Here is a 13292-nt window from a genome sequence, read left to right on the forward strand (position 1 = left end):
CATGAAAGTGAGGGCATCGGTAAAGCGCAGATGCGAATTTTGCCAGATCATCAAGCGTAACGGCACGATCCGGGTCATCTGTTCCCGGGATGCGCGCCACAAGCAGCGGCAGGGCTGACACAGGTTTGAACAAAGATAAACGTTAACTGAGGGAAGAGAGTTATGCCTCGTATCATTGGTGTTGACATCCCGGGCAACAAGCGTGTCGAATTTTCGCTGCGCTATCTCTACGGCATCGGTCCGGCGCTGGCGCTGGAAATCATTGAGAAGGTCGGTATCGACCGCAACCTCAAGGCAAAGGATCTCACTCCGGATCAGATTGCCAAAATCACCAAGATTCTTCAGGATGACCTGACGGTGGAAGGCGACCTCCGCCGCCAGATCTCCGCCGACATCCGCCGGCTGCAGCAGATCAACTGCTACCGCGGCGTGCGTCACCGCCGGAACCTGCCGGTTCGCGGCCAGCGCACCAAAACCAATGCTCGTACCCGCAAGGGCAAGAAGATTACGATCGGCGCCATCCGCGACAAAACCCAGCGTCGTCTGGCCGCCAAGGGCTGAGGCCCTCCGGAATCCGTCGGCAGCATGAAATCCCGCTGCCGGGAATGAGAATGACCAGATTGTTTTAATGTAGGAAATACAATATCATGGCTGAAGAAGTGAAGAATAATGAGGCGGTTGCGGAGGCTCCGGCTGCGGAAAGCACTCCCGCCGCAGCTCCGAAACAGCGCGGCAAAAGCGGCCGTTATGTTCCGTCCGGCATTGCCTACGTCCTGGCGACGTTCAACAATACGAAGGTGACCTTCACCGACCTGCACGGCAATGTTCTGTGCTGGTCCACCGGCGGCAAGAACGGTTTCAAGGGCTCCCGCAAGAGCACCGCGTATGCGGCTCAGGTGATCGCCGGAGATGCGGCCAAGAAGGCGCAGCTCCTCGGCATGAAGGAAGTGGAAGTCCGCATCAAAGGGCCGGGTGCCGGCCGCGAATCCGCCGTCCGCGGGATTGCCGCCGCGGGGCTGGAAATCAGCACGATCAAGGACATCACGCCGGTTCCGCACAACGGCTGCCGTCCTCCGAAGCGTCGCCGGGTCTGACGAGGGTCCGGTAGGGGCGGCCTCCCGGGCGGAACGGCCGGCTGCGGTTCAGCCGCACAGGTTGTTTCAGTTCTGCCGGGAGAGCCGGAAGTGCTTGTTGGAAAATGTGCTGAAAAGCATAATGAATTTGGAGGATAAATATGACTGCTGCAATCGGTTTTCCGATGCCCAAGTCGATCGTTGTGGACGATGCGAGTGCGACTGAAAATTACGCGAAATTCATCGCGGCTCCGTTCCAGAGCGGATTCGGTCATACGCTGGGAAATTCGCTGCGCCGGGTATTGCTCTCCTCGCTGGAAGGTGCGGCGATCTGTTCGGTCCGTATTGACGGAGCGAAGCACGAGTTCGACTCTCTGGACAATGTGGTGGAAGACATCACCGAGATCGTGCTCAATCTCAAGTGTGTGCGTCTGAATCTGCATGCCGACGGGCCGAAAACCCTGGAGATCCGCAAGGACAAGGCAGGCAAGGTCACCGCGGCGGACATCGTCTGCGACAGCACGGTCGAGGTGCTCAACCCCGACCAGGTGATCTGCACGCTGGATAAGTCGCTGCCGTTCCGCGCCGAGATCGAAGTGATCAGCGGCAAAGGATATCTCCCGGCGGAAAAGAATACCGCGCCCCGTTCGATCGGGACGATTCCGGTCGACTGCCTGTTCAGCCCGGTGACCCGGGTGAACTACCAGGTGGGTGCCGCCCGCGTCGGCGAAGAGACCGAAATGGACAGCCTCGAGCTCGAAATCTGGACCGACGGGCGGATCAGCCCCCAGAATGCACTGGAAGAGGCGGCCCGGATTCTGCGCGATCACCTGCAGCCCTTCATGGGCAACCAGGTGGTGGAGAAGGATGTGGTTCTCACCGAGGAAGAGACCAAGATGTTCAAGCTGCTGTCGCATGACGTCGAAATTCTGGATCTTTCGGTCCGGGCGATGAACTGCCTGAACAGCGCCAATATCAAGCTGATCGGCGAACTCTGCACCAAGACGGAGAGCCGGATGCTCAAATACCGGAACTTCGGCAAGAAGTCGCTGGATGAAATCAAGGAAAAAATTGAAAAGCTCGGGTTGGAGCTGGGCATGAGCCTCAGCGACCGTCTGATGTCCGCTCTCGAAGCGGAATCGGTCCGGGTCCGGTCCGAAGTTGAGGAGACCAAGTAATCATGCGTCATAGAGTAGCTACGTTTAAAGTCGGTCGGTCCAGCGCCCATCGCCGCGCGATGCTGGCGAACATGGTCAGCAGCCTCTTTCTCAGCGGGAAGATTGAAACCACGCTGGTGAAGGCCAAGGAAGCGCGCCGTTTCGCGGAGAAGCTGATCACCATCGGCAAGAAGGGTGACCTGCACCGTCGTCGTCTGGCGGTCTCCAAACTGCGCGACAAGGGCGCGGTCAAGCGTCTCTTCGACGAGATCGCTCCGGGCTATGAGGGGCGCAACGGCGGTTACACCCGCATCCTGAAGCTCGGCAAGCGCCGCGGCGACTCGGCGGAGATGTGCATTCTCCAGCTGGTCGAAGCCGGCGTCGCTCCGGAAGCTCCGAAGGCGGAAGAGGCCCCCAAGGCCGAAGCTCCGAAGGCGGAAGCTCCGAAGGCGGAAGAGGCCCCCAAGGCCGAAGAGGCTCCGAAAGCCGAATAACTTCACAGCTTTCGATCTTTAAAAAGCGGAACTCTCAAACGAGAGTTCCGTTTTTTTTGCCTGAAACAGCCCTCTCAAAGCAGTGGGCCGATTTTCGCAAGGGGAATACCATCGGGACGTTCAAAGACACCGGAAGGGCTCCACGCCTCCTTGTTTCGTACAAAAAAAATACCCCGGAAGGCGTTGATGCCATCCGGGGTATTTGCCTCTTTGCGTATGCTGAATGTTACTTCAGACGCGCCTCGAGCTCTTCGAGCTGTTCCGTAAGCTCGGCAGGCAGATGACCGGCGAACTTCTTGTAGTGTTCCTTGATCATCGCCAGCTCGTTCTTCCAGCCCTCGACATCGACCTTGAGCAGTTCGGCGAGATCGGCCTTGCTGACCTCATCCTCGATTCCGGTAAGATCGATGGCGTCCTCGGTCGGCATGATGCCGATCGGAGTATCCTTGTATTTTCCGGCGTTGTCGCAGCGGTCGAAGACCCACGCGAGCACGCGGCTGTTGTCACCGAAGCCCGGCCACATGAACTTGCCTTCGGCATTCTTGCGGAACCAGTTCACGCAGAAAATCTTCGGCAGGTTGCCCTTGGCGGCGCCGGCCTTGCCGATATCGAGCCAGTGCTTGAAGTAGTCCCCCATGTTGTAGCCGCAGAACGGCAGCATGGCGAACGGGTCGCGGCGGACAGTGCCGGCCTTGACGTCGAGCGCGGCGGCGGTCACTTCGGAACCGACCGTCGAACCGATGAAGACGCCGTGTTCCCAGCTCTTGGCCTGGTAGATCAGCGGCAGGGTCGAAGGACGACGGCCGCCGAAGAGGAACGCGGAGATCGGCACACCGGCAGGATCTTCCCACTCCGGAGCGATCGCCGGGCAGTTGCAGGCGCGGGCGGTGAAACGGGCGTTCGGGTGAGCGGCCTTCACCGGCTTGCCGTCGGCATCGACCATACCGGGCTTCCAGTCGTTGCCCTTCCAGTCGATCAGGTGATCCGGCGCATCGTAGCCGATGCCTTCCCACCAGACATCGCCGTCATCGGTGAGCGCGACGTTGGTGAAGATGGTGTCCTTCGCGCAGGAGAGCATGGCGTTCTTGTTGGACTTCATGCTGGTGCCGGGCGCGACGCCGAAGAAACCGGCTTCCGGGTTGATCGCACGCAGATAGCCCTTGTCGTCGAACTTCATCCAGGCGATATCGTCGCCGACGGTCTCGACCTTCCAGCCCGGAATGGTCGGGATCAGCATGGCCAGGTTGGTCTTGCCGCAGGCCGACGGGAACGCGCCGGTGACATACTTGACTTCGCCCTTCGGATTGGTCAGCTTGAGGATGAGCATGTGCTCCGCCATCCAGCCCTCGTCGCGGGCCTGAACCGTCGCAATACGCAGCGCCAGGCACTTCTTGCCGAGCAGAGCGTTGCCGCCGTAACCGGAGCCGTAGGACCAGATTTCGCGGGTTTCGGGGAAGTGCGCGATGTACTTCTTGTCCATCGGCGCGCACGGCCAGATGCCGTGATCGCTCTCGCCGGGGGCGAGCGGCTTGCCGACGGAGTGGACGCAGGGAACAAATTCGCCATCCTTGCCGAGCACTTCAAGAACCTTGGTGCCGACGCGGGTCATAATTTCCATGTTGATCACGACGTACGCGGAGTCGGTGATCTCGACGCCGATCTTGGCGATGTTCGAACCGACCGGACCCATCGAGAAGGGGATCACGTACATCGTGCGGCCCTTCATGCAGCCGTCATAGAGCGCGGTCATGGTTTTCTTGAGTTCGACGGGGTCGATCCAGTTGTTGGTCGGGCCGGCATCTTCCTGCTTCTTGGAGGCGATGAAGGTACGGGCCTCGACACGCGCCACGTCGGACGGGTCGGAGCGGAACAGCAGGCTGTTCGGGCGCTTGGCCGGATTCAGACGGATGGCGAGCCCGGACTCAACCAGCTCGTTGCAGAGACGGTCGTACTCCTCGCGGGAACCGTCACACCAGTAAACGGCGTCGGGCTTGCACAGCTCGACCCAGCTCTGGACCCACTTGACCAGCTTTTCATTCGCGGTCGGGATCGCGTTAAGTTGTTTCGTCATGATTTTGAAATCCTCCGAACTATGTTTTGGGGTTGGGTAATCTCTCGGTATAATCTCTAAAATATACATCTAACTCGGTCCGATTACAAGCAGAAAGCGAAAATTCAACCACAAAAAAAAGAGAAACTCCCCCTCATTTCCATTTTTTCCAAAGGTCGGAAAAGCAAAAAAGCGCCGCCGCATTTGCGACGACGCTTTCGCAGATCGAGCGATATCGAATCAGTTCAGGAGATTGCTCTTGTTCTGTTCGACATTGTCCTTGTTGATCAGGATGTAGCGGATGTCGAACGCCTCTTCCGGATCGCTCGGAGCCTTGACGTCATACTTCGCCTGCGGATTGGAGGTCACGATGCCGGCGATGTCGCCGCTGGCAATCGCCTCGGCAAGACCGTCGATGCGGCCGGAGGGCATGCCGAGCAGGAAGAGCGCCGGACGGGCATCTTTCTTGGCCTTCCAATACTTCATCTTGTGCAGGTCGCTCGGCAGACCGATCGTGTTGACCACAATCTGAACATCGGGATGCTTCTCAAGCAGAGCATCGAAGTCCTTCGCCTTCATCATCATGTAGAGCGGCATCGGCGCCTCGGACTGATTGCCGGGCAGGACAACGGTATCGATCACCACATTGTTCGAGCCGTACCCCTCAGAGAACGCTTCGACCAGCCCCTTGATGTTCTCGCTGTTGACCAGCTCGGGCTCGACCACGAACAGGACCTTCTTGCCGGCGTCGTTCTTCGCGAAATACTTGCCGACCTTGTACCCCTGCGAAGAGTAGAACTTCAGCTCATTGCTGAGCAGGCTGCTGTTGCTGTTGCCGAAGATCTCCATCTCCTTGAGCAGCATGATCGCACCGATCACGACCACGATGAAGAGCACGAAGGCGATCGGCTGCATGGCCGGATTGGTCTTCTGTTTCTTACTGCACACGATCATGCCGGCCAGCGCCAGGAACATCAATGCTCCATATACGAATACCATTATCGAACCCCTTTTTTTATTGTTTTTCGTCAAGGCATATAACCTGATCTGCCTTTACTTCTATACGGTATAATACATTGATGAAAAATTCAAATTCTTTTCCGCCTTTTGCACGATTTTTTTTCACATTTTTGTGAAAAGCCAAAAAAAAAGAGGAGCGTTTTCCCTCGAAAAACCTCCTCCTTTTTTTTCGGTACTGCGTCAGCACTCCCGGAGAATCCGCGGAGCCGTCGTGATGCCCAGCGGACGAAGCCGGTATTCATAGCAGAACTGATCCCCCCGGGTCCGCCACGCCTGCGGTCCGATCCACGGAATCCGGAAGGCGAGGTGGATCACCCCGAACGAATTCGCCCGGTGGCCGTAGAGGGTGAGGTCAACCGCGTGACGCCCGGCGGCGAGCTCCCCGAGCGGGCATTCGAACGGAGCAAACGCGATCGCGCCGGCCTCTCTGCCGTCCACGGCGACCTCGATCAGCGTGCCGTGGAATCCGGCGTAAGGCACCTCGCGGACCACCAGGTTGCCGTGCAGCGCCTCCGGCATGTGGTACCGCCCCGGAATCCGCAACCGGCAGGGGCCGCCGGCGGGCAGGTCAACGGTCGCGTGGTAGGTCACGTTCCCGCCGTAGAAGGGGAGCCCCTGCGCGGCGATGTCGCCCCAGTGCAGTTCGCGGACCGGCGCAATCAGCCGCGTCTCGTCCCCGCGGACCTCGACACCGAAATCACCCAGCAGATAGAAGCGTTCGAGCCCGCTCCGGGCGGAGTAGTCGCAGCGGAAAATCAGCTCGTGTTTCCCGGCCGCAATCGCCGGGAACGGAGTTTTGCGCACGCACTCATCCGTCCAGAATCCGCTGTCGTGAAACGTTACCGGCTGACCATCCCATTCAATTTCGAAAGGTTCCGCCGGCGGCTCGAACGCCAGTTCGGGAGCCGCGAGGTCGCAGGTCGCCTCCACCGTGAAACGAAGCTCCACCCGCCCCACCGGTTCGCCGGAGGCCGCCTGCGCCCACGGCTGAACAATCTGACCGCCGCGCCGCCGAAGTCCGAGCAGGTCGCGGATCTGATCGTCCGCCCGGAGGATCTCCTCCCGCGGCCGCCACGCCGCCTCGCCCGCGAGCCGCCACTCGGGCAGGTCGAGCACCAGCACATTGGGTTCGTCGAGCGTTACCGGCATCGTGCCGCGGAGGAACCCGACGGTGGCGGCCTCCACCTCCGCCTCTCCGGCGACAATCCGGGGCAGCGGCCGGCCGACGCTTTCACTGGAAGGGAGAAGTTCCAGCAGCAGATGGCCGTGCGGAGGGAAGTCGTTTTCCACAATGGTCCAGCCGTTTTCCTGCCGGGCCTCGACCGGCGTGACCGCTCCGCTGTGTGTGTCGAACAGCCGGAGCTGCCAGGCGCCGCGAATCATCACGCGGAGCGGACGGATCTCCCCCGCCCGCTCGGTGTTGACGAGAAAGAGAATGCGTTTTTCCCCGTCCCGGCGCATCTGATAGAGCAGTTTTTCCGCCGGATACCCATCCTGCCGAACCACCTTGACGTCGCGGCACTCCTCGACAGCGTCGAGTAACGCGGTGCGGGAGAAGTCGATCCGGCGGCACTTCTCCGCCAGCTTTGCCGGCCGGTCGGAGAGCACCGCGTCGCAGCAGACCGCCACATCGCCGGCGAAGATCACCTTGCCGCCGGCGGCGACGAAGCTCTCCAGCCGGTCGATCGTGGTCGAACGCATCGTGATGCCCGGCGGAACCACGATCAGGTCGTAGGCCATGCGGCCGACGATGAAATGCTTCCCCAGCTGGACCGGCGACTGCGAGGGAAGCAGGGACTCCGCGATGAGATCGAAATCCACCAGTCCGTCGAGCAGCCAGGAGACGGTATTTTCAAATCCCTCCGAAATCTGACTTCTCCGGCGGGCGGTCTGATCCTGCGGCCCGTAGACCATCCAGTAGGATTCGACCGGGTGGATCACTCCGACGCGGACCTGCGGCGCCCCCCGGGTCAGCGCGGCATCGACCCGGGCGAAGTGGTCGCTGATGAGCCGGTAGCGCTTCCACCACGGGGACTGCCAGGCGATCGAGGCGGGATAATCGCGCTTTGCCTCCCCCGCCATCGACATCCAGGCAAGGTGGGGAACCCGTACCGTCACACCGAGCGCGGCCTGCCAGTCCCCCTGCCCCTTGTAGACGGTGAAGTCGCAGTCCCAGTCGGTGACGCCGTAGAGTTCGCTCAGCACGCCGCCGCAGCCGTACTGGTGCGAGGCGCTCTGCGCCTGTTTGGCGGTGGTGAACTCCATGTCGTCGCAGAGCATGTCGATGCCGGGCAGCTGAAAGGAGCGGTAGCTGCGCATCGCTTCGCCGAGCGCCGAGGTCTGGGATTCGAGCGTCGGCTCCGACATCATATGGCCGGTCAGCCGCAGGTTGTGCGCCTCGCACCACTCGCCGATGGTGTCGGCGAAGGCGGCGGCGAACCGTTCCGCCACATGGTCATGGTAGCGGTAGCGGGCAAGCGACCAGGCGCCGCCGGGCAGCTCCCAGACCAGTTCCGGCAGAGTCGGCAGAAACTCCGCGCCGTAGGCGGCCCGGTAGCTCTCCGGCAGGTCGTCGGTGTAGGGCAGGATCACATCCTTCCGCTCACCGGCGAACTTGAGGACCGACTTGAAGGAAAACTGCGGTTCGTCGGTAAAAATCGCCGGAACCGTCCGCCCGAACTCCTCCCCGGCACATTTTGCATACGCCTCGTGGGTCACCTCGACAAAGCGGCGGATGGCGGCGGGGTTGAGCGTGTCGACGTAGGTTTCATCGTTGAACCAGCTCTCTTTGCCTCGAACCATCCGGTAGAGGTAGAATTTTTCGAACCCTTCGCCCGGAGCCTCCTCCTCGCCGATCATCCGGGATTCGGCGAGACAACCATCGGCGTCGAACCGGACCGCATAGCAGCCGAGCAGCTTCCCGGAGTTGTCGTTGGCCGCGTCGGGCGCTTCCGTGCGCCGGTTGGGGGTGAAGAGCAGATAACGGGCGCGGAACTTCGGCTCGCGCGTGACGATGCCGCCCGCCGCGCCGGAGGGCCAGCGGTCCTCGTCGTAGAGCCAGGCAAGCATCGAATCGCGCTTCGCAACGTCGACGCATTCCCGGACCATCGACATGAACTCCGGACCGAGATAGGCGGTGGCCAGCCCGGTACGCGCGTGCATGTGAAAGCCCCCCATCCCCATCTCGCGGAACGCGGCGATCTGGCGGCGGATCTGCTCCCGGTCCAGTTTGCAGTTCCACGCCCAGAACGGCGTGTCGCGATAGAGCGCACCCGGTGCGCGGAACAGCTCTTCCAAATCCTTCTTCTGGTCGGCGGCGTATAAATTCTCCATACCCGATTTCCTCTCTCGACTTGCCCTGCGGTTCCGGAACCCCTCCGGAAAGCTTTCTTCTATATACTATATCGCGTTCCGGCAGATAAACCTTCACTTTTTGAAAGAAAATCAGCACGATCTGTCAGGAAAGCTCGGCGGCGAACCGCCGGAGTTCCCCCGCACCGTCGTCGTCGCCGCGCAGTTCGCAGGCTTCGGCGAGCGCCTCCAGAATCACCCCGGGAAGCGGCGCGGTCTCGTCGTGGCGGACGAGCGCTTGAAATCCGGCGTACCCGGCGATGCCCGCCGCATGGAGCGAGAGCGCCGAACGCATCGCCGCCGCGTGGATGTCGCCGTTGATCTCCTCCGGAGGGACGCGGCGGAGGAGCCGGTAGTAGCAGAGGATCACCTTGCCGTCATCGCGCGCGCGCCGGCCGAGGCGGAGCTGTGTGTTGAGCCGCACGAAGGCGAGCTCGTCGTCGGTGGTGGTCAGCGCTTCGAGCAACGCGGAGTCGATGTAGCCGTTGGCGTTGAGCCAGCGGAGATCCTCCGGATCGACGGCGATGCCGGTGTTGAGACGGCGGAGACAGTCGGCGATATCGAGCTTCTGTTTCCAGCGGTCGATCCAGAGATAGCCGCTGCCGATCAGCGCCCCGGCGGCGAATCCGGCGACATGGGCCCAGAAGGCGACCTCGACCGCGCCGCCGAATACATTCAAACTGTAGAAGATCTGCATCAGGAACCAGCACCCGAGCACGAGCCAGGCGGGCAGCGAAAGGACCACCGGCCGCGGGAAGAAGATCAGCACGACGAAAACCGACTTGATCCGGACCGTCGGGAAGGCGACCAGAAACGCGCCGAGCACCGCCGAGATCGCCCCCGACGCGCCGATGCAGGGGATGTCGCGATAGAAGACCGGCGTCATCAGCAAATGACCGCCCATGCTGGCCGCCGCCCCCAGCAGATAGAGCAGGAGAAAGCGGCCGTGACCGAACGCCTTCTCGCACATCGGCGCGTAGATGAAGAAGAAAAACATATTTCCGATCAGGTGGCCGACACTGCCGTGGAACAAAGTGCAACTGAAGATCGTCCACCAGTGGAATTCGGAGGGGACGCAGCCGAATTCGTAGTAGAGGTGTTCGATCTGCTGTTCGGAAAGTCCGTACGCCATCGCGATGTAGATCGCGATGCAGAGCGCCAGAATGCACCAGGTCAGCCACGGTTTCCGCTCGAATGCATATTCGTCGTCGTCGGCCCGGTAAGGAAGAAATACAAACATTTACGGCCTCCGTTCCACGATGAAATCCTCTTCTCCGGGCTGCTCCACCCGGAACTCGCCGTCCCCCCGGCGGCTCTCCTCTATTGTTTCGACCGCCTTCTCCACGTGATCGGCGGTCGCTCGCAGACGGCGCTCCATTTCCAGTTCCGGGAAATCCAGCTCCCGGCGGGGCAGAAGTTTTTCCATCACCTCCTCATACACCATCGAACCGTTGCAGGTGTAGAGAACGGTGAAGAAGGTGCTTCCCTCGACCGGATTGGTGAGATAGTGGTCGAGAAACTGGTTGAGCGAATTCTGCTTGAGCCGGATGGCGGCGGAGAGCGACGCACGGAAAAACTCCTTCGCCGCCTCCCCGTCGCCGCACTCCTCCGCCCACTCCCCCTGGCGGAAACGGAGCGCGGGAGTGAGCGGGTGCTCCATCGGAACTTTGATCGCCGCCAGCAGCCGCCGCGCCGCCTCCCGTTCCCCGCAGAGCGCCATCGCATTCGCCTCGCCGAACCGCAGAATCGGATAGACCGGCGCATCGTGCCAGAGCCGGGCGGAGTCGGAGAAATCCCGGGCGCTGTGCGCCGCCCAGACCGCGGCGCGTTCCCCGTCGCCGTCGCGGCGGAGCTTCTCCGCCCGGCGGTATTCGCGCGCCGCCCGCATCAGGCAGAGGCGCGGCGCCTCCTGCTGAAACCAGCGCCGCCGGGCGTCCCGGCGCACCATCCCTTCGAGCGAAGGATTGTTGAATCCGGCCAGATAGACCGTTCCGGAGAGGATGACGCAGAGCATCACCCAGAGCACCGGCAGCCGGAGCGCGCGGATTCCGCCCCGGATCAGTTCGCGCCGATGCTGCAGGGTGCGGCAGTCCGGACAGAGCAGTTCGGGGTAGGAGTCGGAGAAACAGCGGAAACAAAGCGGCCGGCCGCAACGGCGGCAGGAGGCGGCGGCCTCCTCCTCCGGGTGGACGCAGCAGAGAAACGGGTTGTCGCGCGAGAGCAGTCCGGATACGATCTCCGCGGCGCGGGCTTCCGCCTCCGCCCGAAGCTCCGGCCGCTCCGGCGGGATCTGTCCGGCATGCTCCTCCACAGCGTCACTCCTTGAGCAGAAAGGCGGCGAGTCCGATCTTCGGGGATTCCGGCCCGCTCGCCCGGTCGTAGTAGGCGGCCAGCAGCTTGTCGCCGCAGATGATTTTCGGTTCGGCGACGGCGATCTCATCCTTGCGCAGATAGCGGCGGCCGCCGGAGGAGAGGGAGAGCTGTTCGAGCATCGTGTAGCCCACATTGCTCTGGTTGACCATCGAAAGCACGCCGCTGGAGGCGGAGTCCCAGTAGATCAGGGCGCGTGTTCCGTCGGCGATGAGTTCGCCCTGAATTTCCGGTTTCAACCAGAGCTCCTCCCCGTTCGCGGCGTCGAGGCAGGCGAGGGTGCGCTTGATCCGCACGGACGGACGGCGCGGCGTCTGCAGGATCTGGCGGATGACCACATCCTCCTTCGCGAGTTTCTCGTAGGCATTCGGGAGTTTTCGCTCCTTCTCCTCGACCGGTTTCTCCACCTCTTCGGTGGCGCCTTCCAGATAGACGCGGTCGGCGGTGATGCCGGTGAGCACCCGGCCGGCCAGCGGCTTCCGCCACACTTCGCGCCCGGCGGCGAGGTCCACGCGGCAGAGGGATTCGGCGTCGGAGAAATAGCCCTCCTTCCCTTCCCGGCCGGGCACGAAGCCGCAGAAATCTCCGATCTTTTTCAGGCTCCACCTCTTTGCCCCGTCGGAGGCGCGAAGCGCATGGAGCGTTTCCCGGAGTTTGAAAAGCAGCAGTTCCCCGCTCAGAACCGGCCCCCAGGCGAAGCGGTCGGCGGTGGTGAGGCGCCACGCCTCCTTACTGGAGAGCGGATCGGCCACGATCATGCGGATTCCCTTCTCCTCCCCCGCCTTGCCGGCGGGTTCGATGCGGAACAGCTGCGCGCCGAGCAGGAACTCCTGCAGAAACAGCTCCTCCTGCTTGCCGGTATGCTCCTGCAGAACGGCCCCGTCGGCGAGGTTGATCAGCCGCCGGGTCCGGATGTATTCGAAGTCGAACTGGTTGCGCGGATTGGAACGCAACTGCGACTTGACGGTGCGGACCAGTACAGCCCGGTCGCCGACGGAAACGTCGGTGATATCAGCTTCGAACGACTTCTCCCAGACGAGTTTGCCGGAGAAGTCGAAACGGGCGAGCTGATTCTCCCGGCCGAAGAGGGCGGCGCTCTTTCCGACCGGCCACATGGCGCCCTTCTCCTGATACCAGTTGAGCCGCGGGGTTTCGGAGCGTTTCTCCGCGGTGCCGTCGGCGCTGTTCACCTGCCACACGGTGCCGCCGGCGAGGAAGGTGAGTTTGCCGTCGCGATTTTCGATCAGGTGGAAGGTGGGAATCGGCATCTCCTTCTTCCAGGCGATCCGCCCGGCGGGGTCGAAGTAGCGGCCGTAGACGAACCAGCCGCCCCAGAGAAGCAGGACCAGCAGCGCCGCCCGGAAGGTCCATTTGATCGACTTGCGCACGATCTCCCCGGTGTGCGGATTGAAATCGCGGCTCCGGTCCACGTCGTACTGTACGGTCGGGATATCCGGTTCCGGCGGTTCCGCACTCACCTCATCCTCCTCGCGCGGCGACGGAGGCTCCGCAGGAGGCGGCGGGACAAATCCGGATTTCGGGAATGGCAGTGGCGCGGGCGGCGGCGGAGGCGGGGTTTCCGGCGGCGGCACGGCCGGGACCTCTTCTTCTGGCGTCTCCGCCGGCGGCGTTCCCACGGTCTGAGGCCGTGGCGGCAGCCGGAGCGCGGGAATTGCGCGGGCCCCTTCCCGCTTCTCCTCGCCGCCCGACAGCGGAACAGCCGGCGGCTTCAACCCGATCGGCGGCGGAACGGAACGAGGTTTCAACCCGACCGGCG

General features: G+C 62.2%; 11 protein-coding genes. 5 read left to right on the forward strand and 6 right to left on the reverse strand.

Annotated features, from left to right (window positions below; all coding sequences use genetic code 11):
- Position 1 precedes the first annotated feature (1 nt).
- The 5 genes from rpmJ to rplQ all read left to right on the forward strand — a co-directional run bounded on the left by rpmJ (position 2) and on the right by rplQ (position 2724).
- The gene (rpmJ, locus tag ACMLHG_RS12180) at positions 2-118 is read left to right on the forward strand and encodes a 50S ribosomal protein L36 (RefSeq protein WP_106054617.1); all 117 of its coding nucleotides are present in this window, start codon (positions 2-4) and stop codon (positions 116-118) included.
- Between the two features lie 44 nt (positions 119-162).
- A complete protein-coding gene (rpsM, locus tag ACMLHG_RS12185; protein ID WP_294436174.1) occupies positions 163-561 on the forward strand; it encodes a 30S ribosomal protein S13 in 399 nt (132 codons plus the stop codon).
- Between the two features lie 86 nt (positions 562-647).
- Complete coding sequence (gene rpsK, locus ACMLHG_RS12190) at positions 648-1094, forward strand: 30S ribosomal protein S11 (protein ID WP_294436173.1); 447 nt, start codon at positions 648-650, stop codon at positions 1092-1094.
- Positions 1095-1234: 140 nt separating this feature from the next.
- Positions 1235-2251, forward strand: coding sequence for a DNA-directed RNA polymerase subunit alpha (locus ACMLHG_RS12195; protein WP_294436172.1), 1017 nt, complete (start codon positions 1235-1237; stop codon positions 2249-2251).
- A 2-nt stretch (positions 2252-2253) separates the two neighbouring features.
- On the forward strand, positions 2254-2724 hold the full coding sequence (gene rplQ, locus ACMLHG_RS12200) for a 50S ribosomal protein L17 (protein WP_417170660.1): 471 nt from the start codon (positions 2254-2256) through the stop codon (positions 2722-2724).
- A gap of 226 nt (positions 2725-2950) precedes the next feature.
- On the opposite strand, the gene ACMLHG_RS12205 is transcribed toward rplQ, so the two are convergent.
- The 6 genes from ACMLHG_RS12205 to ACMLHG_RS12230 all read right to left on the reverse strand — a co-directional run.
- Positions 2951-4795, reverse strand: coding sequence for a phosphoenolpyruvate carboxykinase (GTP) (locus tag ACMLHG_RS12205; RefSeq protein ID WP_295810457.1), 1845 nt, complete (start codon positions 4793-4795; stop codon positions 2951-2953).
- A 219-nt stretch (positions 4796-5014) separates the two neighbouring features.
- Complete coding sequence (locus ACMLHG_RS12210) at positions 5015-5773, reverse strand: hypothetical protein (RefSeq protein WP_295810455.1); 759 nt, start codon at positions 5771-5773, stop codon at positions 5015-5017.
- Between the two features lie 201 nt (positions 5774-5974).
- Positions 5975-9127, reverse strand: a complete 3153-nt coding sequence (locus ACMLHG_RS12215) for a hypothetical protein (protein WP_417170661.1) — start codon at positions 9125-9127, stop codon at positions 5975-5977.
- Between the two features lie 124 nt (positions 9128-9251).
- Positions 9252-10385, reverse strand: coding sequence for a rhomboid family intramembrane serine protease (locus ACMLHG_RS12220; RefSeq protein WP_417170662.1), 1134 nt, complete (start codon positions 10383-10385; stop codon positions 9252-9254).
- Positions 10386-11456 (reverse strand): hypothetical protein, encoded by a 1071-nt coding sequence (locus tag ACMLHG_RS12225; RefSeq protein WP_294436164.1) that lies wholly within the window; start codon positions 11454-11456, stop codon positions 10386-10388. It abuts the gene before it with no gap.
- Positions 11457-11460: 4 nt separating this feature from the next.
- Positions 11461-13292: PQQ-binding-like beta-propeller repeat protein (locus tag ACMLHG_RS12230; protein ID WP_417170663.1), on the reverse strand; the 1832-nt coding region annotated here is incomplete at its 5' end.

The sequence above is a fragment of the Victivallis sp. genome (assembly GCF_048170485.1).
GTDB lineage: Bacteria > Verrucomicrobiota > Lentisphaeria > Victivallales > Victivallaceae > Victivallis.

What these genes read in the sequence shown, in the direction of transcription:
- ACMLHG_RS12215 (WP_417170661.1), bottom strand. Translation starts at nt 9,127, where the DNA reads ATGGAGAATTTATACGCCGCCGACCAGAAGAAGGATTTGGAAGAGCTG.
- rplQ (WP_417170660.1), top strand. Translation starts at nt 2,254, where the DNA reads ATGCGTCATAGAGTAGCTACGTTTAAAGTCGGTCGGTCCAGCGCCCAT.
- rpmJ (WP_106054617.1), top strand. Translation starts at nt 2, where the DNA reads ATGAAAGTGAGGGCATCGGTAAAGCGCAGATGCGAATTTTGCCAGATC.
- ACMLHG_RS12210 (WP_295810455.1), bottom strand. Translation starts at nt 5,773, where the DNA reads ATGGTATTCGTATATGGAGCATTGATGTTCCTGGCGCTGGCCGGCATG.
- ACMLHG_RS12205 (WP_295810457.1), bottom strand. Translation starts at nt 4,795, where the DNA reads ATGACGAAACAACTTAACGCGATCCCGACCGCGAATGAAAAGCTGGTC.
- rpsK (WP_294436173.1), top strand. Translation starts at nt 648, where the DNA reads ATGGCTGAAGAAGTGAAGAATAATGAGGCGGTTGCGGAGGCTCCGGCT.
- rpsM (WP_294436174.1), top strand. Translation starts at nt 163, where the DNA reads ATGCCTCGTATCATTGGTGTTGACATCCCGGGCAACAAGCGTGTCGAA.
- ACMLHG_RS12195 (WP_294436172.1), top strand. Translation starts at nt 1,235, where the DNA reads ATGACTGCTGCAATCGGTTTTCCGATGCCCAAGTCGATCGTTGTGGAC.
- ACMLHG_RS12220 (WP_417170662.1), bottom strand. Translation starts at nt 10,385, where the DNA reads ATGTTTGTATTTCTTCCTTACCGGGCCGACGACGACGAATATGCATTC.